Origin of the sequence: Actinotignum timonense (genome assembly GCF_030216305.1) — a bacterium.
Lineage (GTDB): Bacteria > Actinomycetota > Actinomycetes > Actinomycetales > Actinomycetaceae > Actinotignum > Actinotignum timonense_A.
In genome coordinates, this window is the sequence record NZ_JASOKT010000014.1 from 1 (window position 1) to 25,632 (window position 25,632).

Genomic DNA, 25,632 nt, shown 5'->3' on the forward strand with positions numbered 1-25,632 from the left:
TCGCACCCCGCTGCCGGCGGATGTGGCCGTGCTTATCGAGTCACTGCCAAAGTCGCACTAAATGAGCCAAGTCAGGCTAAACTCTAGCAATGCTGCGGCAAAGGCTCAAGAGCGCGGCTGCTGCTCAAGAGCGCCAGATCCCAGAACCCTGGATGCTACTTCACCCGGAAAGCGTAGTAGGCCGGTTTGGGATCGGAGGTGGAATAGTCGGTGCCGACGAAGCCGTAGCCGGGCACGGCGTCGGTTATGGTGGCGGGCACTGACCAGACCGGGGCTTCGCCCTGGTTCCAGTCGAAAGCAAAGGTGGCATCACGGGAATCCTCACGGTAACCCGTCAGCACAATCCCGTTACCGAGCGCCGCAAAATCCAAGCTAGCGCTCGCGAGCGGAACCTCCCGCAGCTGACCCGCCGCCACTACCGTGGTGGTAGATCCGGTCAAGCTAGAAAGATACGCCACCCCGCCCGGCACGCAGGAGGATATTCCCACCTGATACCGCGCGGCAGAACCCGCCGGCTGCTGCCCGAGCAGCTTCTCCAGATTCTCCCGCAGCTGCGCGTTACTCGCTTGCGGAGCTGGGCAGCTAGCCTCCCGCACCGACACTTCTCCGGGCAACGGCGCCCCGGTGCTCGACTTCCCCTCCAACGTGATAGCCAGATTGGCCTCCGGGATGAACCAGCCATCCGTGGTTGGCATGACCGAGGAGCTTTCCACATCCTCGGCCTTCACTGAACCAGAACCACGCGTGCGGCCTCCGGAATCGAAAACAGTCCAGTTGACCGTGGTGCTCTCCCGATCAAAAAGCAGCAGCTCCCCGCTCGGCGCCACGTGAAAATTCCCGAGCGAGGCAGGGACGGTCACCTCCGCCAACACCGCGCCATCCGTGGGGGAAAGCCAGGAGAAACGTTCCTCGCGAATATCAGCCCGGGAGAGCAGCACCCCGGGCGCGAAGCCCTGCGCGTCCTCTCCGCTTTGCCAGATCGCGGCACCATCCACGGCCGCGCGCAAGGTGGCGGGTACGTCCGAAATATACGAGCTGGCGTAATGGTTCCCCCAGGAATTCGGCTTGCACCACATATTCGCGGTGTCGCCAGCGGGGGCACAGCTGAGCTCCCCGGGCAAGCTATAGCGCAGCTGCCCGGTTTCCGTGTCATAAAAGCTAGTGGAATCCGCCTTAGCGTTGTAGCCGCCGAAAACGTGCCCGGCGGGGATAACGAAAGGCCGATCCAGGAAGGCAGGAATGTGTGATTCCGTGCGAACCGCCTGCGTTTCGGCAAGATTCTGCGGAACGGGTGCGTAAGTAGCCAGCGGCTGCGCGCCGGCCTCGGGAACCGCGGCGTTCGCAGCGCCCCCGGCGCCGCCGGAATCTACGCCGCCGGAATCTTCAGCGTTCTGCGCGCTCCCCACCTCGGCCGGCGGATCGCTTACCTCATCTTCCATATCGGCAAGGAAAAACCCGGCCGGGAAGCACACAAAAACAATGATGAGCCACCAGAAGAGGCCGCGGTCCTTCTTTTTCTTCGGCGCCTCGGGCGGCGGCGCGGTATTGACCCGCGCGCCGGTGGTATGCGCCGCGCCGTAGGATCCGGTTGCGCCGGTGGTATGCGCCGCGCCGTAGGATCCGGTTGCGCCGGTGGTATGCGCCGCGCCGTAGGGTCCGGTTGCGCCGCCGGCCTGCTGCGCACCCGCGCTCGCGGGATAGGGGACCGGCGGAACGGTGGGCAGCAGTTGCGCGCTACTCGCATACGCCTGGCGCATCGCCCGCTCATCGCGCGGATGCGGTTTCGTGCGGGAGCTTTGGCGAGTGCGCGAGCGCTCTTTGCCCCGCGAACCCGCGTTAACTCGCCCACCCGCGCCACCCCGCGCGCCTTCCTTCGCCCGCGCCACCACCGGCCGGCGCTCGCCTTCCGGCTCCGAGAAAGCCGAGCCGGCACCGGCGCGCGGCGGGCTTTCCGAAAACGCCGAACGGTGCGCGCGGGTCTGCCATTCGGCCAGATCCTGGGCGCGTTTGCGTTGGCGGCGGCGTTTGAACCAGCCGCGTGCGCCGTCGTCGTCGCTAAAAGCTGAACCACGCATGGACTCACGCTCCTAAAAGATTCGCGGCGCCCGCGAGCACCGTCCCCACGTCCCCCTCCACGCGCAGATCGGCGTAATGATCCGCGGTGGTCGGGCCGATATTAATAATTGCGCACGCCGCGCCGTGCTGGAGCGCCTCGCCCAGCACCCACGAACCGGTCAGCACCGCGAGCGACGTGCCCACCACCAGCGCCACATCGGCCTCGCGCGCCCACGCAAAAGACTGCTCCATCGCATCGCGCGGCAACGCCTCGCCGAAAAACACCACCGCGGGTTTGAGCAGACCGCCGCAGCGCGGGCACGGCGCCACCCGGAACGTGGAGGCCTCCGCCCCGGCGCGGTCCGCGGAAGCCAAAATCGCCACGTGCGCCGGATCGGGATCCTCGGGCCAGCCCGGGTTGAGCGCGTCGAGCTGCGCCGCAATCTCCGCGCGCGGAAACTCCGCCCCGCACTCCACGCATACGACCCGCAAAAAATTCCCGTGCAGTTCCGCGAGCCTGGTGGAACCGGCCTTCTGGTGGAGATTATCGACATTTTGAGTAGCGACGCCATTAATAAGGCCCGCTTTTTCGAAACGCGCCAGTGCCGTGTGGGCGTTATTGGCGACGACGCCGCTCAGCGCGCGCCACGTTTCCTGATTACGTTGCCACACCCAGCGCTGCCATACCGGATCCGAAACGAAGGCGTCGTAATCAATGGAGGGGGCATCGGAGGAGCCGGTGCCGCGGTAATCGGGAATGCCGGATGCCGTGGAGACGCCCGCACCCGCGATAACTACGGTGGTGCGCCCGGCCATGAGCTCGGCTAGTTCGCGAGCGGCCTCGGTGGTGTCGCTGGTGATCATGGTGACTCCCTCGTGCTGGCGGTTGGCGGCGCGGCGGCCGGCGCGGATCGGTCCCATGCGGGCACGCGTGCGTGCACTGGGCCGGCATGCCGCTTCCTCGCTCATCGTATCCCGAATGCGCGGCGGGGTGAATCTTTCGCCTCAGGGCAAAGGTCCGGCCACGGCGGGGCCAAACGTGGGATAATAAAATCTGTTTGAGGAACCCTCAAAGAGTGCCGGTCGCGGCACTCGCACGGAGCCTTCGCCACATCGCGGTGGTTCGCGTGCTCACACAGAAAACCTCTCGGACAGATGGTTCGAGGAACGCCGAATAAAGGAGATCTCAGTGGCTGTTGCAACCCGCGAACAGTACGACGAAATGCTCAACCGCGCCAAGGCAAATAAGTTTGCCTACCCGGCCATCAATGTCACCTCGTCCCAGACGGCCACCGCTGCCCTGCGCGGTTTCGCGGAAGCCGAATCGGATGGCATCATCCAGGTGTCCGTGGGCGGCGCCGAATACCTCTCCGGCTCCACCGTCAAGGACCGCGTGGCCGGTTCCATCGCCCTGGTGGAGTACGTGCGCGCCGTCGCCAAGAACTACGATGTGACCATCGCCCTGCACACCGATCACTGCGCCAAGCAGAACATCGATTCCTGGATCCGCCCGCTTATGGAGCTCGAAGCTGAGCAGCATAAGGCCGGCAAGCAGACCTACTTCAACTCCCACATGTGGGACGGCTCGGCCGTGCCGCTGGATGAGAACCTGGAAATCGCCAAGGAGCTGCTGGCGCTCTCCCAGAAGGCCAATACCATTCTCGAAATTGAGATCGGTGTTGTGGGCGGCGAAGAAGATGGCGTCGTCGGCGAAATCAACGAGAAGCTGTACACCACCGCTGAGGACGGCCTCAAGACGGTTGAAGCGCTTGGCCTGGGTGAAAACGGCCGCTACATCACCGCGCTGACCTTCGGGAACGTGCACGGCGTGTACAAGCCCGGCCACGTCAAGCTGCGCCCCGAAATCCTCGGTGAGATCCAGAAGGAAGTCGGTGCCAAGGTTGGCAAGGAATCGCCCTTCGACCTGGTCATGCACGGTGGCTCCGGTTCCACCGCCGAAGAAATCCGCACCGCGGTGGAAAACGGCGTCATCAAGATGAACGTGGACACGGACACCCAGTACGCCTACACCCGCCCGGTGGCCGACTGGATGCTGACCAACTACTCCGGCGTTCTCAAGATCGACGGCGAAGTGGGCAACAAGAAGCAGTACGACCCGCGCTCGTGGGGCAAGGCCGCCGAAGCTGGCATGGCCGCCCGCGTTGTCGAAGCGTGCGAGCGCCTCGGCTCCACCGGCACCCGCATGAAGTAAGGGTGGTGCCCGCGGAGCGGGCATGTTGGTGCGCCGTTCGCGGCTCCGTGTATGAACCGTAACAGCGGTAACAAGGGCCGGTAGCTCATTTTGGGCTGCCGGCCCTTTGTGCTGCACTTCGTGCGTCTTTTCCGATGCTTTCTTTGCTCGCTTGCCCTCTTTCGCGTTGGAAAGCTTCAGCTTGCGGAGCTGATGGCGATGCGGGTTGCCCGTCATCATGTCGGATCGCAAAGTGGTACTGGAACTACAGCCAACCCCCGATTTTCTGTCGTGCAGTACCACTTTGCTGGGCAGTAATAGGTGGATAGTGGCTAGTTCCGGTTGCCCCCTATTGCCCGAAAACAAAGTGCGCGGGAGAGCACTGTTTCAGAGCGAATTCATGTTCCTTACGCGCACTTGACGGGCACCACGGTTCGAAATGCGCACTTCGCGGGGGCCAATGTCCAGAACGCGCACTTGGCAGCCTTGAAGCTGAAAATGACCCACTCCACCTACCCCGCCCGGCGGGAGGCGGGTGTGTTTTTCCGAGATGTACTTCGCATGTACAACATCTGCACTACAGCTCGGAAAACACCTACCACCCCCGCAGAGGCTCGTGTGACTATTGAAATCCGTGAGACTTGTGTGAGTTGTGGGATTCCCGCCGTCAACGCCCCCAGCACCGCCACCACCAGCGCATATGGTCATACTCTGAGACAGTTACCTCGGAAGATAAGATTTACCACATAGTTATTTAAGTCGTGCTTGAACACCTTCCAAACGATTTATAATCGCGGGGCGCCAGGAGTGCCTCGAGTCATCAAGGTGTTTCCGCAGCTGAGCCACGTGTTTGGGGGCGTCTCACCGCGCCGCCGGGGCGTGGAATCCGGTAAAAACGGGTAACTAATAAGGGATCTAAGAATGCAAAAATTAAGAACGGGAGCGGCGCGTTCGCGAGTCGCGGCGCACCGGTTGATCACGGGTGCGGTGGCGGCGCTTATTGCCGCCGTCGTCGCGGTGGGCGGGGCGATCCCGCTGACCGCGCCGGCCATGGCCGCGAACGTGCGAGTCACAACGAGTGGTGATAACGCCGCAAACACCACCGGCGACAACACCAACGCCACCGGCGACAACACTGAAAACTCCGAAAACGCCGAGCGTGCCGCGGAAGCGGCCTCGGCCCGCCTGGAAGTCGCGGTGGCCGAACCTGCCGACCAGAAAACCAACGGCGTGAAATCCGGTGCCCTGGCCAGCTATGACGTGCAGTGGTCCTGCGCCGGCGTGCAAGGTCAATGCGAGAACACCACTCTCAGCGTGACCATCCCCGGCCTGGTCGATTCCATTTCCAGTGCCGATCAGCTCCCCCTCACCCACGTGAGCGCCACCAATTCTTCCCATGACCAATCCGCAGTCCCGGTGCGCGAAGGCGATACCTACACCTGGAACCTGGGCACCGTGCCGGTGGGAACCACCGGCGCCATGCGCGTGCAGGTACGCCCGGAGAACCTGCGCTGGCCCGAAGGTGAAGCGATCCACCCGAAGGTGGCCGGCGAAACGAACGGCCTGGTAGCCGACCCGGTGGAACTGGCCACCCCGGTCCACGCCACCCCCACCATCGCGGTCCGTAAATTCGCTCCCGAATCCCAGCCGGCCATCGGCGGCCAGTACACCTACACCATTACCGCCGGTTACGAAGGCGCCTTCAATACCAACGAAAACAAATTCCAGGACCCGGGCACCGGCACCCCCGGCCTCATGGGCCTCACCGAGATCCGCCTGGTCGATACCCTGCCCGAAGGTGCGGAATTCGTACGTGCTACCAATGGCGGCACTTACGATCCGGCCACCCGCACCGTCACCTGGGTGGTTCCCGGCTCACCCGTCGTGCGCGCCATCGCAGATTACCGCGTCACGGTAGCCTTCCCCGCCGGTACTTTCGCTGAAGGTGCCAGCGCCACCAACAATGTGCAAGCCACCGGCACCCCGCTCGATCCCAAGCACGCGGCCGTCACCGCCACCGATTCCGTGACCCGCCAGCTGCAAAACCTGCGTGCCGAAGGCAATTTCCGCAAAACCGCCAATAAGGCCGTGACCCAGCGCGACGGGGAAGCCAGCTGGGATATTTCCTGGTCGAATACCGGAAATGTGCCGCTGCGTATGCACGTGGCCGATAACCTGCCCTGCCGCTACGTCTCCCCGGAAACTCCCGGCGCCTGCGCCACCCCGGCCCTGCGCAATGTCAAGGCCGGCTTGGTCCGCCCGCTCCGTAAGAATGTCCCGGCAACAGTCACCTACACCACCACGAGTGGGAAGCAGCTGAGCGTCGTCGTCGATCCAACTACCACACGCGATTTCCCGCTCACCGTTCCCGCGGGAGAAGAGATCACCTCCATCGCCCTGGACGTGGACGTGGTCAACGGTGAACGTAGTGATATCACGCTGGAAATCCGCGGAACCGTGGTGGCGGATTTCCCGGCCGATGTGCACAACGGCACCACCGCGCCCGACGGCGCCACCTACAGCTACGCCCCGCGCTACGAGGTCCCCACGCTGGAGAATCGCGCCGTCGTAACCGCGCAATCCCTCGATTTCGAAGGCAACCCGACCCCGGACCTGCCCGCGAAGATCACCACGCGGGAATCCGCGGCGCAGGTCGCGATTGTGGACGGCTACCCCACCTACGGGGTGTCGAAAACCTCGCACCTGGACGGCCAGATGGTCGGCAACCTCGATACCAAGCCCGGTGAGCTCTTCCAAACCGGCCAGACCTACACCTTCGGGCTGGGCTTCTACACCGGCAAGGGCGCCAAGCTCTACCCGGTGATTATGGATCTGCTCGCCCCCGGCATGGAATACGATCCCAAGCAGCAGATCACCACCTCCGCGAACTGGCCGGCCACCCTCCCGCTCGACAAAATGCGGGTGGAAACCGAAATGAAAACCGTGGACGGCAAGCAGCGCCAACTGGTGCGCTTTACCTGGCCGGAGGATGGTACGGGTGATTACTTCGCCCCGCCCAGCACCGGCGATCAAAGCCGCTCCAACTCCTCGGAAATGGTGCTCTACTTCGGTGCGAAAATCACCGCGGCCACCGAGCCCGGCGAAAACACCAACGACATGATCCTCGCGGACGCCAAGCGCCCCAACCTGGGCACCGCCGTCGCTCCGAACCAGTGCATCCGCAATTGGTGGGCGCGCACGGACAGCCGCAAACTTGCCGATAACCTCGACGGCCTCAACCGCCCCGAAGCGCGCGGCTGCACCACCTCCACGAAGTTCAACGTGGCGGGCTTGCCGGCGCTCGCGGGTAAGAATTACGTGAAGGGCGACGTCGATACCGAGTTCCAGGCCAACCCGAATTACGGGACCGTTTCGCCGGCCTCCAATGCCGAACTCAAGCTGGACCTGGTCAATAAAGGTAATGCGGGGGTCTCCGGGGTGGTGGCCTACGATGTGCTGCCCTACCCGGGTGACCACGGCGTGAGCGGGGCCAATACCCCGGAAAACGAGCGCGGCTCCACGTGGCGCCCGCGCCTCAACGGCCCGCTGACCTTCGGGGAAGGCACCCCGCAGCCCACCTCGGTGCTCTACTCCACGTCGATCAACCCGTGCCGCGGCGAAGTTATGGAGCTGGGCGCCGCCCAGGATTCCAGCCCGCAGAATTGCGAGCCGGGCACCTGGAAGACCGCCGAGGAACTGGGCGGGGACTTCTCCCAGGTGCGTGCTTTCCGGGTGGAGTTCCCGCAGGATGCCAAGCTCACCCGCGCCGATACCTGGACGATCAACGCCAATGTGACGGCTCCGGCCGCCGCCCGCGGTATCGCCTGGAATAGCTACGCGGTGACCGGTAAGAACGCTGAAACTGGCGCGCCGGTCATGCCGACCGAGCCGGCCAAGGTGGGGCTGACCATGCCCTTCGACCTGGACCTCACCAAGGAAAATATTCACGCGAAATCCGCTGATCTCGGCGTGCTGAGCGAGAAGGTGACCGCTGATCCCGCGCACGCCGGCCTGGCCGAGGGCGTGCAGCTCGCCGATATCGAGAAGCAAAACGAAACCGAGCGGTGGGCCACCGGCTCCGTGGTGGAGTACGTGGTGCGCGCCAAGAACGCCGGCCCCGGCTTCGCCACCGGCGTGGAAATCACCGATATGCTCCCCAAGGGCGTCACCTACGTGGGCTACTGGAGCACCAACGGCGGATACGATGCCGCCACCGGCACCTGGCGCATCAATGACACGGTGACCGAAGTGGTGGATCCCCACACCGGCGACCCGGTGGAGGGCGCGGACCCGAATGCCACCGATGATGCCTACCTGCGCTTCACCCACGAACGCGGGATCGTCCCGGGCAGCGAAGAGGTGCTGCACCTGTACGCGGTGGTTGATGAAACCGCGCGCTCCCAGCAGGTGTGCAACGAGGCCCTCACTCCGGCCAAGGATCGCCTCGATTCGAAGGGCCAGAAGTTCGCGGGCACGAAGGCGAATGCTTGCCTGACCGTGGGCGTGAACCTGGGCGACCGCATTTTTGAGGATACGAATAACAACGGCACGGAGGATCCGGGCGAGCCGGGCCTGGCGGGCGTCACCGTGAAGGTGTTCCGCCCCGGCGATACGGAACCATTTATTACGACGACGACGGACGCCAGCGGCAAGTACCTTGTGCGGGGCCTGGAACCTGGCACGTACTCGGTTGTGGTTGATCGCGCTACCCTCCCGAAGCGCGAGGGGACCTGGGAAACAACCCATGTCCGGGAAGGCTCGGGCGATAAGGAAAAGGCCAGCTCCGGGGAGATCACCCTGAGCACCGCCGATGTGCTGGATGCCGATTTCGGCTTCCACTACGCGCCGCCGGTCCCGCCCGTCCCGCCGCAGCCCCCGGTCCCGCCGGAGCCTCCGGTTCCGCCGGCGCCCGAGCCGACAACTCCGGAACCGACCACGCCCGCGCCGGCTCCTTCGCCGACGACCACGGCACCCGCGTCGCAGCCGACGACGGATCGCGCGCAGCCCGATCCGGAGCCCACGCCGAGCGCAACGACGACGGAGCCGGCCCCGCCCGCGCCCGAGCCGCAGCCCACCACGCCGGAACCTGTGCCAACAACCACGGCGCCGGCACCCGGGCCGCAACCGACAACGCCCGAGCCGAGCGCTCCGGAACCCACGGTGCCCGCTCCGAGCTCGCCGGAGCCGAGCGCTCCGGAACCGACAACCCCGGCTCCGAGCACCCCGGTGCCCACGGCGAGCACCACGGCGCCCGCGCCGCAGGGGAGCCCGAGCACGGACGGGCCGGCGGCGTCGTCGACCCCGAGCGCGAACCCAACTCCGCCCGCGCAGGCCGGCTCCGGCCCGCGCCTGCCGCACACCGGTGCGGGAGTGCTGGGAGCCGCAGGAGCGGTCCTTGCGCTGCTGGCCGGCGGGGTGCTGGTGCTGCGCCGTCGTGGAGAATAGTGGTGGCGTGGCGGATAGTTCCGCAGGTGAATAACCGCGGCGGTACATCCGCAGCCGCGTAGCGATCAGGCGGGAGAGTCGAGCGTGAAAGCGCCCGGCCTCCCGCCTTTCGCGTGCCTGCCCGAGCGTTGGCGCGGCACGGTGCGCGGCACGGTGCGCGGTGCGCGGCGCGCGGGAACCGCGGCGACGCTTCGCGTGCCCACGTCAGGCACACCTTCCCCGAGTTTGTGTTTCCGCTCACAAGTTATAGAATGGTGAGTGGTCCAGGCCACGGCCTCGCGCCGGCGGCCGCTCTCACGTAACCGAACAAGTCAGAAAGAAGCCCGCACATGACGCAAACACCAGTCACTCCCGCGCATCCGGAGCCTGCCTCCCGCGATCCGCACGAGGGCAAGCGTGCGGGCCTTGCCTATTTCAACGATGCCCAGCAGGCTTTCAGCGCCGGCAATATTAAGGACGCCATCGAGCTTTACCGCGCCGCCGCGGATGCTTTCGAGCGCGACCCGGAGCTCTACCTCGAGCGCGCCGTCACCAACGGCCAGCTGGGGATTTCCCTCAAAGCCGTGGGGGAGATGGATGAGGCTGCGGATCGGCTCGGCCGCGCGATCTCGCTTTTCCAGCAATTCCCGGAAAACGGGGATGCCGCCGTGAGTATGGGTAATTGCTTCTGGCATATCGGCGAGATCAACGAGGAAGCCGGCGATTTCGACGCCGCCCGCATCTCCTACAACCAGGCGTATTCGGCCTACCGCACCGCGCCGAATACCCAGGAGCTCCAGATCGAAGTCCTCCAAAAACTGCGGTCTATCTAGGCCGGCTCATCCGTCTCGACATGTCTATGCACGCCACCGTTACCGAGCTGCTGCGCGCCGGGCTCGCCGCCCTCGAGCGCCATAATGAAGATGAGGCCCGCGCCCGTTTCGTGGAGGCGCGGGAAACCGAGCGCCGCGCCGCGGGTGGCCGGAGCGCCGGCGGCATTCTCGCGGGCGGCACCCTTCCCGGCACGGACCTTCCCGGCGGTTCCGCGCCGGAGCTTTTTGCCCAGGTGAGCGACCCGGACGCGCTGTATTTCGCGGCGCTCGCCACCGGGCAGCTGGGGGAGAACCCCCTCGGCCTCGCGCGCCGTGCCGTGGAGGCGTATCGCGTGGCGCCGCCGTCTTTACGGGCCGCGCGCGCCTGGGAAACGTACGGATATTTTTTGCACGACGCCGCACACGACGCCGCAGCCGCTCAGGCCATGCGGGAGGCAGCCGGCGTGTACGCAGCCCTGGGTGGGCACGAAGCCCAGCAGGCCAATGCGCTGTATAACGCCGGAATCTCCTACGCAGAAGCTGGCGACTTAGCTGCTGCTATCGCGGCTTTGGAAGCGGCGCTGCTGCCCGCGGGTGCGCTGCCAGAGGTGGATCTGGGGCGGGTGGCTATTCGGGCCACCCTTGCCGCGGCGCGCTTGGATGCCGGGCAGTTCGCGGCGGCCGCGCGCGATTACCGGGCGGCGGAGGCGGCTTTCGCGGCGCTGCCCGGCCAGGAATTTAATGCGATTGATTGTGCTTTCGGGCGAGCCCGCGCGGTGCTCGGAAGTGGGGACTACCCAGCCGCGGCGGCGCAGTTTGCGGAGGTAGCGGCGCGCGCCACGGAGCTGGCCGGCGGGGAGCCGGAAGCCACCGCCACCGAAGCTGAGCGGGCCGCCTGGGAAGTAGCCGCCATGTCCTGGCATCACGTTGCGGTGGCCCAGGCCAAAAACGGTGCGCCCGCGCAGGGCGTTCCCGCCATGCGCACAGCCGCCGCGATCTACGCGGGGTTGGGCGAGGAGCTGTCCGCTGCCCACTGCCGCGGGCTGCTCGGCGATTTGCACGCTGAAGCTCGGGATATGACCGCGGCGCGCGAGGCTTGGCAGGCCGCCATCACCACGCTCGACGTTGCCGCTGCACAGGCCGCGGTACACGGTCGGGAATTGCCGGCCGGCCCGGCCCGGGATCTGGAAGAATTCCGCCGCAAACTCAGCGCCGCCGGGGGAGCGCTCGCCTAGCTGCCTGCGCCGTCGTACCTTTCACGTAAGCTTGGAAGTGCGGTGCCAACAGGCACCGGTTCCCGGCAACGAAGAGGTTGATCGTGACAGCACAACACCCCGGCACTGTTATCCACCCGCCCCAGCAGCGCGACCAGTGGTGGCGCGATGCCGTTATTTACCAGATTTATCCGCGGTCCTATGCGTCGAGCGGCGGGCCGCTCGGCACCCTGCCCGGCATCACCGAAAAATTCGATTATTTGGAGAAGCTCGGGGTGGATGCGGTGTGGCTTTCGCCTTTCTATGTGTCCCCGCAATTCGATGCCGGGTACGACGTGGCCGATTATCGCGACGTCGACCCGCGCTTCGGCACCCTCGCCGATGCCGAGCGGCTCATCGAGGCCGCCCACGCGCACGGCATGAAAGTCATTGTGGACATCGTCCCGAACCACACCTCCTGGGATCACAAGCTCTTCCGGGAAGCGGTGCTGGCCGGTGCGGGTGCCCCGCAGCGCGATAATTTCTGGTTCCGGCCCGGGCGCGGGGAAGGTGGAAGCGAGCCGCCCACGGATTGGCTGTCCTCCTTCGGCGGGCCGGCCTGGTCGCAGGTCAAGGACATTCCCTGGGTGAAAGGCACCCCGCAGGAGCACGAAGAAACCTGGTACCTGCACCTGTTTGACCGTTCGCAGCCAGATGTCAACTGGGAAAGCCCGGCTATTCATGATGAATTCGCTCACACCATTCGTTTCTGGATGGAACGCGGCGTGGACGGCCTGCGGGTGGACGTGGCCCACGGCCTGGCCAAAGACCCGGCCCTCCCGGACTGGCCCTACAAGGTGGAGGAGGTGCGCTACAACCCGGATGCGAACGTGCCGCCCGCCCCCATGGCCAACCAGCCCGCCGTCCACGATATTTACCGCGAATGGCGCGCGATCCTGGATGAATACGGGCGCGACCGCATGATGGTGGCCGAAGCCTGGGTGGATACCGAGGAAGACCTGGCCCGATACGTGCGCAGCGATGAAATGCAACAGGCTTTCAACTTCGAATACCTTTCCGCGCCCTGGCGTGCGGACCGCATTAATGCGCTGATCGAATCCTCGCTGCGTGCCACCGATGCCGTGGGTGCCCCCACTACCTGGGTGCTCTCCAATCACGACACCCTGCGCGCCACCTCGCGCCTGGGGTTGGCGGGCGTGACCACCGGCTGGTGTGGGAACGGCCCGAGCGGCATCGGCCCCGATGACCCGCAGCCCGATGCGGCGGTGGGGGCGCGCCGGGCCCGCGCCTGGCACACCCTCACGGCGGCGCTGCCCGGGTCCTACTACCTCTACCAGGGCGAAGAGCTCGAACTGCCCGAAGCCACCCAGCTGCCGCCCGAATCCCGCGAAGATCCCACTTTCGCGCGCACCGGCGGCGCGGAGCTGGGGCGCGACGGCTGCCGGGTGCCCATCCCGTGGCGCGCGGACGCCCCGGCCTTCGGATTCTCACCCGAGGGGCAAAGCTGGCTGCCCCAACCCGCGGACTGGCGCCGTTTCGCGGTGGACGCGCAGGAAGCCGATCCGGAATCCGCGCTCGCCTACTACACGGAGCTGCTGCACCTGCGCGCCCGCTACGACCTGGGCCTGGGCGGATTGCGCCGCGCTCCCGAGTACGCCGGCAGCGGCGTCGCGTTCATCAATTTTGCGGGCGACGACGCCGCCACCTCCCGCGGGGACCTCTTGATTATGACGGCCTTTGCCGAGCCCCTCCCTCTGCCCGAAGGCTGGGCGGTGCTCCTCAGCTCCGCGCCGTTGGAAGAAGGGGTGCTCCCGCCGGATACCACGGTCTACCTGGTGCCTTTCGGCACGGATACCGAGGAAGGGTGCTGATGGCGCGGCTGGCGGCGTCGTCGCCCCAATGGCGTGCCCGCAACAACGGGCACGCCCGCCGCGGGGTGTGCCCGCCGCAACCATCGGACGCACACGCGAAGATGACATTAAATTAGAACTGTAGAACGCAAGATAAGTCACACTGTGGTGTAAACTAGTATCACCACACAGGCAAGGGAGCCGGGGCGCTACGGTGCTGTCGCGGTTACGGCTTTCTTGCTGGCATTGACGATCATAGGAGACGTAACGATGCATTCAGTGAAGAAAATCGCTGCTCTCGCCGCAGCTGGGTTGGTGGCCATCGCGGGATTGGGTGGCTGTGTATCCAATTCCGATAGTGGCGGTAGTGACGGTGGGGCCGGCAAGGTCTACTACCTCAACTACAAGCCCGAATCTGACCAGGCCTTCCAAGAATTGGCCAAGAAATACCATGAGCAAACCGGGGTGGATATCAAGATCGTATCCGCGACCGGTGGCTCGTATGAACCCACCCTCGCCAATGAGCTCGGCCGCGCGGATGGCCCCACCATTTTCCGCGTGGATGGCCCCATCGGCCTGGCCAAATGGAAGCAGTACGCCAGCGATATTTCCGATGCTCCCTTCATTGAAGCCATGACGGATAAGGACATGGCCCTCAAGGGTGAAGACGGCAAGATTTACGGCGTCCCCCACGCGGTGGAAGGCTTCGGCATCATCTACAACGATGCTATTTTGCAGAAGTACTTTGCGCTGCCGGGTGCCAAGGCTAAGTCCGTGGATGAGATCAAGAACTTTGACAAGCTCAAGGAAGTCGCGGACGATATGCAGGCCAAGAAGGATGAACTTGGCATCAAGGGCGCCTTCGCGGTCACCTCGCTATCCCCGAATGAGGACTGGCGCTGGCAGACCCACCTTATGAACTGGCCGCTCTTCTACGAGCTGCGGGATAAGGGCGTGCAGGACACCGGGAGCATCGAAGGTGCCTACCTGGATAATATGAAGAAGATCTTCGATCTTTACCTCACTGATTCCACGGTGGAACCGTCGCAAACCACCGCGAAGGCGGTTACCGATTCCATGGCGGAGTTCGCGCTGGGCCAGGTGGCTTTCGTGCAGAACGGTAACTGGGCCTGGTCCCAGATTGATGGCGTGGATGGCAATACCGTCAAGTCGGAAGATATTCACTTCCTGCCTATTTACATGGGCGTTAAGGGTGAAGAAAAGGCCGGCATCTCGGTGGGGACCGAAGCCTACCTGACCATCAATAACAAGGCCTCGGATGCCGATAAGAAGGCCTCGATGGACTTCCTCAACTGGATGCTCAACGATCCGACCGGCGCCAAGCTCTGCGCGGAGGACCTCGGCTTCATTGCCCCCTTCAAGGAATACGCGAGCCTCTCGCCCACCGACCCGCTCGGTAAGGAAGTCATCAAGTACATGAAGGATACCGAACACTACAACGTGGCATGGGACTTCCAGGTGGCTCCTTCCATGGACTTCAAGAACGGGCTGGGGCAGCACCTCAGCCAGTATGCAGTCGGTAAGGAAAGTTGGGATCAGGTGAAGGACTACTTCGTCACCCAGTGGAATACTGAGAAGGCAGCTGCCGGGGTGAAGTAGCTAGGCCGCCGCGGGCGCTTATTAGCTGTGCTGCGCGTGCCACGCAGCGCGTGCCGCGCAGCGCCACGCAGCGCCACGCAGCGCCACGCAGCGCCCGCGCCTACTGCTACCACACCTGCCTTGCCTGAGGTGAGGCGCGGGGCTCACCATCGCGGTGGGCCCCGCGTGTCACAGGGGGTTTCTCATGAGAACATTGAAAAAACACGGGCTTGCCTTCGTGGGGCCCACGTACGTGGCGTTCGGGATAGCTTTCCTCGCCCCGTTCTTTATTGGTATTTATCTTTCGTTTACGAATTTCACCACGCTTGATGATGCCACCTGGGTGGGCGTGCAAAATTACGTCAATGCCTTCACAGAGCAACAAAACTACGTCGGGGCTTTGATCTTCACCGCCTCGGTGGCGATTGTGTCTATTATCAGCGTTAATATCATCGCGTTCTTCTTGGCGTATCTGCTCACGCAGAAGCTACCCGCCACGAATTTCTACCGCACGATCTTCTTCATGCCGAATCTCATCGGCGGGATCGTACTGGGCTACACCTGGCAGTCCCTCCTCAACGCGGTCCTCTCCAATTACGGAACCACGCTGGTCAACGACGCGAAATACGGATTCATCGGCCTCATCTTGCTGGTCAACTGGCAGATGATCGGCTACATGATGATCATCTATATCGCCGGATTCCAGAATGTGCCCGCCGAGCTTAACGAAGCCGCGCAGATCGACGGCGCCGGGCGGTGGCGCACCCTCCGCTCGGTCACCATCCCCATGATGATGCCCTCGATTACGATCTGCCTTTTCTTGACTCTGGCGAATACCTTCAAGATTTACGACCAAAACTTGGCGCTCACGAACGGCGCCCCCATGCGGGAAACCGAAATGGCGGCGCTCAATATCGTCAAGAGCATGTATGAGCAGGTCGGGCAGCAAGGAGTATCGCAGGCCAAAGCCGTGATTTTCTTCCTCATTGTGTCCTCGATTGCGCTTATCCAGCTGCGCGCCACCCGCACGAAGGAGGTGGACCTGTGAGTACCGAAACTGGCAAGCGCGCCGTCGCCGCTGAGTCCAAGCGCGCCGTCGTTCCCGCGGATACGCGCACGGAAACACGCACGGACGTACGCGGCGCCGATCCCGTGGCGAAACCGAAGCTCAAGGCCCCGCGCCACCGGGTGCGCATGACGCCCGGGCGCTGGGCGGCGGTGGGATTCCTCGGGATTCTTTCCCTTATTTACGTGGTGCCGCTGCTCTTCATCCTCGTCAATTCTTTCAAGGGGCGTTTCTTCATCTCGGACGACCCCTTTAGCCTCCCGGCCGGTGAAACCTTCGCCGGGATAGATAATTACCAGACCGCGCTGAACCTTTCGGGCTTTATGCGGGCCCTGGGCTGGTCCTTCTTCGTGACGGTGGCCTCGGTGCTCGTTATTGTGTTCTTCTGCGCGATGACGGCCTACTACCTGGCGCGGGTGCGGAGCTGGTGGACGTCGCTGCTGTACTACCTGCTGGTGTTCTCCATGGTGGCGCCATTCCAGATGGTCATGTTCCCGACCGTGAAAATCGCGGACAAGCTAGGGCTATCCTCGCCGTGGGGCCTGATCGTGCTGTACCTCGGTTTTGGGGCGGGGCTCTCGGTATTTATTTTCGCGGGCTTCGTGCGGTCGATTCCCGGCGAAATTGAAGAGGCGGCGTCCATTGACGGCGCCGGGCCGTTCAAGACCTACTTCCAGGTGGTTATGCCCATGCTCAAGCCCACGGCGGTCACGGTCGCGATCCTCAACACCATGTGGATCTGGAACGACTTCCTGCTGCCGAACCTCGTGATCGGGCGCGAGGAGGCCTACCGGACCGTCCCGGTGGTGATCCAATTCCTGGTGGGCTCGAACGGAAATAAGGATTTGGGGGCCCAGATGGCGGTGCTGGTGCTCGCCATTATCCCCATTATTATTTTCTACCTCTTTGCGCAGCGCTATATTGTGGAAGGCGTTGCGGCAGGTTCCGTCAAGGGGTAGGTGCCCGCCGTTCGTGCGGGGCACCATGAAGCACGACGACGACGCGGCGCCGCGCACCCGATACCGGGAGCGCGGCGCCGTAAATCGGCCACGTGGTGCTTTGGGCACGGAGTGCCGGGTGTGGGCTCCACGCGCTTCGCGCCGGGCGCCGAGTGCGTATTCCACGCACGTTGCACCGATCCGCCTTGGCCGATTCGCCCGGCACTCTTTATGCCAGCTGATGTGCCACCAACCGAAGGAGATGCATGCGCCGGATATTCGATCCTGATTCGCCCTTCCAGCGCGGACTTTCCGATGCCGTCATCCTGGTGGAGCTTAATATCATGACGCTGCTCGGGTTGCTCCCGGTGGTGAGCGGGGGAGCCAGCCTGGTGGCCTCCGCGCGAGTGAGCGCCCAGCTGCTCCGCGGCGAGGCACCCCGCCCGTGGCGCCTCTGGTGGCAGCACGTGCGCGCGGCTTTCCTGCCGTCGCTGGCCTGGTGGCTGCCCACGCTCGGCCTGCTCGGATTGGCTTGGTGGGAAAACCGCGGGCTCTCTGGCCTGGCCGGCCCGACTCTCGCCGCGGATCCGCGCTTGGCCGGCATCCTCTCCGGCCTCATTATCGTGGCGCTGCTGCTCGTGCTTGCCGTGCTGGTCTGGCTGGTGACGCTCCAGGCATTCTTCTCCAACGCCTTCCTGGAGCACCTAGGTAACGCGGTGCTCCTCGCCATCACCCGGCCGCTACGCACGGCCGCGTGCGTAGCGGCCGCGGTGGCGCTCCCGCTGGCCTGGCTTTATGCGCCGGTTTCGCGCCTGGCCATCTTCTGGGCATTGGCGCTGGCCGGGCTGAGTGTGCCGCTCTACCTCACGGCCTGGCTGCAACGCCCTGTACTCGATGATCTCCTCACCGAAGCCGAAGGCTAATCCAAACGAAAGCCTCAGGCCGCCGCCCATCATCACGCCGGGCCAGCTCACAAAGTGGTACTGGAGCTACAATCAATACCCGGTTTCCTGTTGTGTGGTACCACTTTGCGCAGCCTGGTGTTCTCCAGTACCACTTTACGCAGCCTGGTGTTCTCCAGTACCACTTTACGCAGCCTGGTGTTCTCCAGTACCACTTTGTGTGGGCCGGGGTTCCCCGATACCACTCTGCGCAGTTCATACACGTGAACGCCGCTCGCAGCTCTCCGGTACCACTCCGATGCCCACCTGCTGAGCCTTACTCGCAGCTCCGGTGGGGAGGGGCAGGGGGTAGGGGGTAGAGGGTACTTTTTCTGGGGTGTACTTCGCATGTATGACAGATGCAGTACAGCTCTGAAAACACATACTGCCCCGGCGGGGGCTCGTGTGAATGTCGAGTTTCATGCGGCTATTGAAATTTGTGAGGTCCGTGAGGTCTGGGGAGCCTCGCGAGCCGGCAGCGTGCCACCCATCATCACGTAGTGCAAGTTGAGGCACGGTTGCGGCGGTTTTTCTGTTCTGGGCTTGCACTATGCACCCTAGGGGCGGGAAAGAGGCACGGCGTCGTCGTTCTTAAACATAAGAAGTCTCCCGCGTATGAACATTGATAGCGGGCATCCTGATGTGCCCGAAGTAGATAAGTACCTACATAGGTGCGTATACACATGCGGGCGGCGGGTGTGCCAGAATCAGCACACCCGCCGCCCGTATGGGTTGCGTAGCCATTCGCGGTTCGCGCAGCGCTTGCGTACAGTCCACGCAGCCGTGCGATTCACGTGCAGCTCACGTAACCGCGCCGCAGCTCACGCAGCGCCCGCGCTACTTAATCGGCGTCGCCTCCACGTCCCAGATATCGCGGCCGTAATCCGCGATGGTGCGGTCGGAGGAGAAGCGGCCCGAGCGGCAGATATTGATCCACGCCTTGCGGCCCCACTCTTCCTGGTTGGCGTAATCCGCGGCCATCCGATCACGCGTGGCTCGGTAATCAGCGAAATCGCCAAGGACGTAGTACACGTCCGGAGTCTCCCACGAAGAACCGTCCAGCAAAGACCCGAGGAGGTCGTGGAATTCGCCGGTCCCGCCGTCGCTCACGGTGCCGTCCACCAGGGCGTCAAGCACCCGCTTGAGGCCGGGCACGGTTTCGTACTGTTCACGCGGGTTGTAGCGCGCCCGCAATTCCGGCAGCTCCTCTTCGCGAGCCCCGAAAATATAGGCGTTTTCTTCACCCACGGCGTCCACAATTTCCACCGTGGCTCCGTCCATGGTGCCCAGCGTCAGCGCGCCGTTCATCATGAACTTCATATTGCCGGTACCCGAAGCTTCCTTCCCGGCCAGGGAAATCTGCTCGGAAATATCGGTGGCCGGAATAATATGCTCGGCCGGCGAAACATTGTAGTTCTCCACGAAGAGCACGGTGATCTTCCCGCGCGTATCGGCGTCGTTATTCACGAGCTTCGCCACTTCGTTGATGAACTTGATAATCGCCTTGGCGCGCTTGTACCCCGGCGCGGCCTTCGCCCCGAAAATGAAGACCCGCGGCGGGACTTCCATGCTGGGATTGTCCTTAATCCGGAAGTACAGATCGAGGATGTACAGCGCGTTCATAAGCTGGCGCTTGTATTCGTGCAGGCGCTTAATAATCGTGTCGTAAATGGCGTCGGTGGGAATGTCGATGCCGTCGCGGCGCTTAATCCAACGCGCGAAATCACGCTTATTTTCCGCCTTGATCTCCATGAGACGGCGGTAAATATCAGCATTCCCGCGTTCCTCAATGGTGGCCAGCTTATCCAGATCCGTCACCCAGGAATCATCCCCGAGCACTTCGGTGAGCAGCGCGGCCAGGCGCGGATTGCAATTATGCAGCCAGCGGCGCGGAGTCACCCCATTCGTCTTGTTATTGAAACGTTCGGGCCAGATGTCGTACCAGTCGTGGAGAGTATCGCGCTTGAGGATCTCACTGTGGATCGCGGCCACCCCGTTAATAGAGAACGACGCGTAGCACGCGATCCAGGCCATATGAACCAGTCCGCCGGAAAGCGGAGCCATGTACTCGATCTTGCCCGGGTGGAAACCGGCCTCCGCCAGCTCCGCGCGGAAACGGCGATCCATTTCCGCCACGATGTCGTAAATACGCGGGAAAAGCTTGGTGAAAATCGAGGTTTCCCACGTCTCCAGCGCTTCGGCCAGCACCGTGTGGTTGGTGTAGGCAAACGTCTGGGAAACAATCTTCCAGGCATCCTCCCAGCCCAGGCCTTCCTCATCCATGAGCAGACGCATGAGCTCCGGAATGGCGAGCACCGGGTGGGTGTCATTGAGCTGGATAGAGTTGTATTCCCCGAAGGACCGGATATCCCCGTGGGCTTCCTTATGCTCCGCGATCAGGCACTGGAGGGAAGCCGAGCAGAAGAAGTACTGCTGGCGCACCCGCAGCACCTTGCCTTCGTAGGTGGTGTCATTCGGGTAGAGCACCCGGCACAGGTCATTCACGCGCTCGCGTTCCACAATCGCATCGGTGAAACGCTGGGAGTTGAAGGCATCGTAATCGAATTCTTCGAGGGGCTCCGCCTTCCACAGGCGCAGGGTATTGACATTCTCGGTGCCGTAGCCGGTGATCGGCATATCGTAAGGAACCGCGCGCACATCCATATCCGCGAACTTCACGTGCTTGGCTTCCGCCTCCCGGCGCACCACGAACGGAGAACCGTTTTCCATCCACGGATCCGGCTCTTCTTTCTGGAAACCATCCACGAAGCTCTGCTTGAACAGGCCGTAGCGGTAGAGAATCCCGTAGCCGACCACGGGGAAATTGAGGGTAGCGCACGAATCCATGAAACAGGCGGCCAAGCGCCCCAGCCCACCGTTACCGAGCGCGGCATCGGGTTCTTCATCGAGCACATCGGTGAGGTTGAGACCGTAATCTTCCAGGGCCTTACGGGCATCTTCCACCAGGCCAAGATTGACGAGATTATTGAGAAGTGCGCGCCCCATGAGGAATTCCGCGGAGAAGTAGCTGGCGCGCTGACCCTCCCGGTATTTCTTGGTGGTGGCTTCCCAGTTATCGGCCAGCCGGCTCATGGTGAGCTCGGACAGCCCCTCCCAGTAATCGCGTAGGGAGGATCCGGAGGTCGAGACACCGGATACCGAACGGGTAAAAGCCCCGAGTGGTTGAGTCAGTTCAGACATTTTGCTCCTCGAAATATTCGGGCACGTGCCTTCTCTACCTTAGCCGAGAAACCTTGCGAAAATGTGAACAGATGCCCAGGTTGGGCTGTGGCGGTTATTATTGTGTAGTAAAGCGGGACGTTCGCCCGAGGGTCTGGGGCCTGGGTGCCAACGGTGGCGGCACGGTAGCCGCACGATGGCACGGGTGGCGGAGCTCTTTACACCTGTTTGATATAACGAGGAGATTAGATACTATGCCCGCGGTCATTATTCTCGGCGTCCAGTGGGGCGACGAAGGAAAAGGCAAGGCAACTGACCAGCTCGGCCAGCGTGCCGATTATGTTGTGAAATTTAACGGGGGTAATAATGCCGGCCACACGGTCAGCGTGGATGGCCAGAAATTCGCTCTCCACCTCCTCCCGTCCGGCATTCTCAATTCGAATTGCATCTCGGTGATTGGCAACGGCGTCGTCGTTGATCCCGAAGCTCTTTTCGCGGAAATGGCGGAGCTGGAATCGCGCGGCGTCTCCACGAAAAACCTCCGCATCGCCGGAAATGCGCACGTCATCACCTCGTACACGAAAATGTTTGACCGCCTCAACGAGGAAGTCCTCGGCGACGGCAAAATCGGCACCACCGGGCGCGGTATCGGCCCCACCTACGCGGATAAGGCGAACCGGGTGGGGATTCGCATCGTGGACCTCGTGCACCCGCGGCGTTTGCGCGGGCAGGTAGAGACCGCGGTGGCGCAGAAAAACTTGGTGTTGCGGGCCCTGGGGCGTGAGGAGATTAATGTCGACGACGTGCTCACCGAGCTCCTCGCCTACGGGGAACGCCTCGCGCCCATGATGATTAGCGCCTCGCGTGAACTCAACCAGGCCCTTGATGACGGCAAGACGGTCGTTTTTGAAGGTGGGCAATCCACCCTCCTGGATATTGACCACGGCAACTATCCTTACGTGACCTCCTCGAATGCTACGGCCGGCGGGGCGGTCACCGGCAGCGGGGTGGGCCCGACTCGCATTGACCGGGTGGTGGGCATCGTCAAGGCCTATGCCACCCGCGTGGGCGAAGGGCCGTTCCCCACCGAGCTGCACGGAGATACCGGCGATTGGCTGCGCGAAGCGGGCGGCGAATACGGCGTGACTACCGGGCGCCCGCGCCGCTGCGGCTGGTATGACGCCCCGGTAACCCGCTACGCGGTGCGGGTCAATGGCCTGACGGATCTGGTTCTCACCAAGCTGGATGTGCTCACCGGGGTGGAACAGATCCCGGTGTGCGTGGGTTATGAGATTGACGGCCAGCGCGTCCACGAATTCCCCATCGACACCTGGGATTTCGCTAACGCTAAGCCTGTTTACGAGTACCACCCCGGCTGGACCGAGGACATCTCCACGGTGCGCGAATTCGCGGACCTGCCCGCCAATGCGCAAAGCTACGTGCGCTGGCTGGAGGAGATGGCCGGCTGCCGCTTCTCGCTCATCGGAGTGGGGCCGGATCGCGAACAGACGATCGTGCTCCACGATCTGCTTGGCTGAGCTTCGTTGAGCTTGGCTGAGCTTGGCTGAGCTTAGCGCCGTCGTACTTTACCCGGTTTGACCTGCGTAAATGTGCTATAGGTGACTTAGCTCCCAGGACAGGTGGTAAAGATTCCTTTACTATAAGGAAAGAACGTTGTGTGGGGAGGATCACCGTCGGGCTGCGATGTGCTACGCGGAGCCCGCGGTGGCCTCTCATACAGCACCGGAGCGGGAACGCGAAGGAGCCTCCCGCGTGAAGAGATTGAGGGGCGGGAATGTCTACATACACCACAGGTAGCCTTGTCCCCATTCGGGGATGGCAACGCACCTATTCCGGGAAGGTGCACGATTTATACCGGCCCGTGCCCGGGGGTGCGATGGCCGGGATGGATACCTATCTCATTGTGGCCTCGGATCGTATCGCTGCTTTCGACCACGTTGTTCCCACATTCATTCCAGACAAGGGCGAAATCCTCACCCGGATTGCCCGCTGGTGGTTCGACCGCACCGGGGACATCGCAGAAAGCCACTACCTACCCGGCGGCGTCCCGCGGGATATCGCCGCGCGCGGGATCCTGGTGCGGGCCCTGCGCATGCTCCCCTACGAAGTGATGGTGCGCGGCTATTTGACCGCGGGCGCGGTGCGCTCGCTCGGGACCCTCGGCACGCTCGATGCCATGCCGTACGACGGCGCCATCGAAGTGGGCGCCAAACTGGAACTACCGTGGGTCGGAATTGCGGAAAAGCGCCGGCCGGGCTGCCCGGATATCCCCATTCCGTGGGAGGAATTTATGCGGCGCGTGGGGGAGGGCACCGCGGAGCGGGTGCGCGTTCTGGCTCTCAACCTTTACCGACACGCCCACGCCATCGCGCTGGCCCGCGGGCTGGTGCTTGCCGATGCCAAGCTGGAATTCGGTACGGATATGGATGCCGGCTCCAGTCGGCTCATCCTGGCCGACGAAGCCTTCACGCCGGATACCGCCCACTACTGGCTGTCCACCGAATACCGCGCGGTGAAATCCGGGGAGGTACTGCCCACCCCGGAAGCGCTGCGTTCCTTCGATAAGGACGCGGCCCAGGTCTGGCTCATGTCTCCGCAATCCGGGTGGAATGCGGAGCAGGGCACCCAGCCGCCGGCTCTCCCCGCCGGCGTTGTGGCTGATATCCGCGACCGCTACCTGCGTGTTTGTGAAATGCTCACCGGGGAGCGCTGGCCCGGGCGCTAGGTGCGGCGGCGCAGTGGCGGGCGCGCGCCGTGCCGGCTTCGAGTGCCGCACTCACTTTACGCGCCGGGGTGGCGGCTGCCCGGTGGCGCCGTCGTCGTTCTGCACGAACCCCGCGCGCACCGCACCTCAATGTGACGTGCACCGCGGAGTCGTGTTCGCGGTGCGAAATCATACCGCGAAAGCACCCGGACGTTTTACCATTTTGATATGCATTACGCGAATAAAGTTTACGATCAGGTCGTCGCCGCCAATCCGGGCGAACCCGAATTCCATCAGGCCGTGCGCGAAGTTTTCGACTCCATCGCCCCGGTCCTCGCGGCTCACCCCGAGTACGCCGACCAAGCCATCCTGGAACGGCTGGTCGAACCCGAACGCATCATCGCCTTCCGCGTGCCGTGGGTTGATGACGCCGGCAAAATTCGCGTCAATAAAGGCTACCGGGTGCAATTCAACTCGGCGCTCGGGCCCTATAAAGGCGGCCTGCGCTTCCATCCCACCGTTTACCTGGGCATGCTCAAATTCCTCGGCTTCGAGCAAATCTTCAAGAACGCGCTGACCCGCCAGCACATCGGCGGCGCCAAAGGCGGCGCGAACTTCGACCCCAAAGGCAAAAGCGATAACGAAGTGATGCGCTTCTGCCAGTCCTTCATGACCGAATTGCAACGCCACATCGGCCCCGATATTGACGTTCCCGCCGGCGACATCGGCGTGGGCGGGCGTGAAATCGGCTACCTGTTCGGCCAGTACCGCCGCATCCGCGATACTTTCGACGCCGGCGTGCTCACCGGCAAGGGCCTCGGCTTCGGCGGCTCGCTCGCCCGCACCGAAGCCACCGGTTACGGCGCGGTCTACTTCGCGGACGCCATGCTCGCCGCGCGCGGGGAAAGCTTGGACGGGCGCACCGCCGTGGTGTCCGGTTCCGGGAACGTCGCGCTGTACGCGATCGCGAAGGCGCAGCAGATGGGCGCGCGCGTGGTCACGGCCTCGGATTCTTCCGGGATGGTTTACGACGACGCCGGCATCGACGTCGAGTTGCTTCGCCATATTAAGGAAGATCTGCGCGGGCGGGTCTCCGATTACGCGGCGCAGCGCCCCGGTGCGCGTTACCAGGCCGGAGCGAAGGTGTGGGACCTGGCTGAGCTGGGGATTCGCGCGGATATTGCTTTCCCGTGCGCCACCCAGAACGAACTCAACGAGGTCGATGCGCGCCAGCTTCTCGATGGGGGAGTGCGCGCCGTGGTGGAAGGGGCGAATATGCCCACCACCCTGGAAGCCACCCACCTGCTCCAGGAAAACGGGGTGCTTTTCGCCCCCGGCAAGGCCGCGAACGCCGGCGGGGTGGCCACCTCCGCGCTGGAAATGCAGCAGAATTCCGCGCGGCAAAGCTGGAGTTTCGAGAAGGTGGATGCCAAACTGCACGACATCATGCGCGATATCCACGACACTTCCCTGGATGCCGCCGCCCGCTACGGCCACGAAGGTAACTACGTGGTGGGCGCCAATGCCGCGGGCTTCGAGATGGTTGCGGAGGCGATGATCGCCCAGGGTGTGATCTAAGGGCGCGTGCGCCCGGCGGATTGCCTACTTCGCCGGGCGGGCGCGCTCGCGGTCTCTCC

At 63.5% G+C, this 25,632-nt stretch carries 15 protein-coding genes; 12 read left to right on the top strand and 3 right to left on the bottom strand.

The features are described from left to right. Positions 1 to 155: 155 nt before the first annotated feature. Together QP305_RS07225 and QP305_RS07230 are read right to left on the bottom strand one after the other, a co-directional pair. Entirely contained in the window at positions 156 to 2,075 is a 1,920-nt protein-coding gene (locus QP305_RS07225) for a hypothetical protein (RefSeq protein WP_284904725.1), read from the bottom strand. Positions 2,076 to 2,079: 4 nt separating this feature from the next. After that, complete coding sequence (locus QP305_RS07230) at positions 2,080 to 2,919, bottom strand: Sir2 family NAD-dependent protein deacetylase (protein ID WP_284904726.1); 840 nt, start codon at positions 2,917 to 2,919, stop codon at positions 2,080 to 2,082. A 319-nt stretch (positions 2,920 to 3,238) separates the two neighbouring features. Here QP305_RS07230 and fbaA point away from each other — a divergent pair, with 319 nt between their 5' ends. The 9 genes from fbaA to QP305_RS07275 all read left to right on the top strand — a co-directional run bounded on the left by fbaA (position 3,239) and on the right by QP305_RS07275 (position 18,072). Further along, positions 3,239 to 4,267 (top strand): class II fructose-bisphosphate aldolase, encoded by a 1,029-nt coding sequence (fbaA, locus tag QP305_RS07235; protein WP_257960156.1) that lies wholly within the window; start codon positions 3,239 to 3,241, stop codon positions 4,265 to 4,267. 900 nt (positions 4,268 to 5,167) lie between these two features. After that, positions 5,168 to 9,691 carry an SdrD B-like domain-containing protein gene (locus QP305_RS07240; RefSeq protein WP_284904727.1) on the top strand — a complete coding sequence of 1,508 codons (4,524 nt, stop codon included), beginning with the start codon at positions 5,168 to 5,170 and terminating at the stop codon, positions 9,689 to 9,691. Positions 9,692 to 10,020: 329 nt separating this feature from the next. Further along, positions 10,021 to 10,503: a tetratricopeptide repeat protein gene (locus QP305_RS07245; RefSeq protein ID WP_284904728.1), complete on the top strand. Its 483-nt coding sequence runs from the start codon at positions 10,021 to 10,023 to the stop codon at positions 10,501 to 10,503. A gap of 20 nt (positions 10,504 to 10,523) precedes the next feature. Further along, on the top strand, positions 10,524 to 11,717 hold the full coding sequence (locus tag QP305_RS07250; RefSeq protein ID WP_284904729.1) for a hypothetical protein: 1,194 nt from the start codon (positions 10,524 to 10,526) through the stop codon (positions 11,715 to 11,717). 83 nt (positions 11,718 to 11,800) lie between these two features. Beyond that, positions 11,801 to 13,567, top strand: a complete 1,767-nt coding sequence (locus QP305_RS07255) for a glycoside hydrolase family 13 protein (RefSeq protein ID WP_284904730.1) — start codon at positions 11,801 to 11,803, stop codon at positions 13,565 to 13,567. A 249-nt stretch (positions 13,568 to 13,816) separates the two neighbouring features. After that, entirely contained in the window at positions 13,817 to 15,166 is a 1,350-nt protein-coding gene (locus QP305_RS07260) for an ABC transporter substrate-binding protein (RefSeq protein WP_274736490.1), read from the top strand. Positions 15,167 to 15,350: 184 nt separating this feature from the next. Continuing rightward, on the top strand, positions 15,351 to 16,193 hold the full coding sequence (locus QP305_RS07265) for a carbohydrate ABC transporter permease (RefSeq protein ID WP_126135161.1): 843 nt from the start codon (positions 15,351 to 15,353) through the stop codon (positions 16,191 to 16,193). Between the two features lie 146 nt (positions 16,194 to 16,339). Then, the gene (locus QP305_RS07270; protein WP_241227368.1) at positions 16,340 to 17,170 is read left to right on the top strand and encodes a carbohydrate ABC transporter permease; all 831 of its coding nucleotides are present in this window, start codon (positions 16,340 to 16,342) and stop codon (positions 17,168 to 17,170) included. 245 nt (positions 17,171 to 17,415) lie between these two features. Next, on the top strand, positions 17,416 to 18,072 hold the full coding sequence (locus QP305_RS07275) for a hypothetical protein (protein WP_274778575.1): 657 nt from the start codon (positions 17,416 to 17,418) through the stop codon (positions 18,070 to 18,072). Positions 18,073 to 18,927: 855 nt separating this feature from the next. On the opposite strand, the gene QP305_RS07280 is transcribed toward QP305_RS07275, so the two are convergent. Then, the gene (locus QP305_RS07280) at positions 18,928 to 21,291 is read right to left on the bottom strand and encodes a glycogen/starch/alpha-glucan phosphorylase (protein WP_274734137.1); all 2,364 of its coding nucleotides are present in this window, start codon (positions 21,289 to 21,291) and stop codon (positions 18,928 to 18,930) included. A 233-nt stretch (positions 21,292 to 21,524) separates the two neighbouring features. On the opposite strand from QP305_RS07280, the gene QP305_RS07285 reads away from it, so the two are divergent. From QP305_RS07285 to gdhA, 3 genes are all read left to right on the top strand, one after another. Beyond that, a complete protein-coding gene (locus QP305_RS07285; protein WP_274734136.1) occupies positions 21,525 to 22,808 on the top strand; it encodes an adenylosuccinate synthase in 1,284 nt (427 codons plus the stop codon). 257 nt (positions 22,809 to 23,065) lie between these two features. After that, positions 23,066 to 24,016 (top strand): phosphoribosylaminoimidazolesuccinocarboxamide synthase, encoded by a 951-nt coding sequence (locus QP305_RS07290; RefSeq protein ID WP_274734134.1) that lies wholly within the window; start codon positions 23,066 to 23,068, stop codon positions 24,014 to 24,016. A 207-nt stretch (positions 24,017 to 24,223) separates the two neighbouring features. Next, positions 24,224 to 25,573 carry an NADP-specific glutamate dehydrogenase gene (gdhA, locus tag QP305_RS07295; RefSeq protein WP_284904731.1) on the top strand — a complete coding sequence of 450 codons (1,350 nt, stop codon included), beginning with the start codon at positions 24,224 to 24,226 and terminating at the stop codon, positions 25,571 to 25,573. Positions 25,574 to 25,632: the final 59 nt, after the last annotated feature.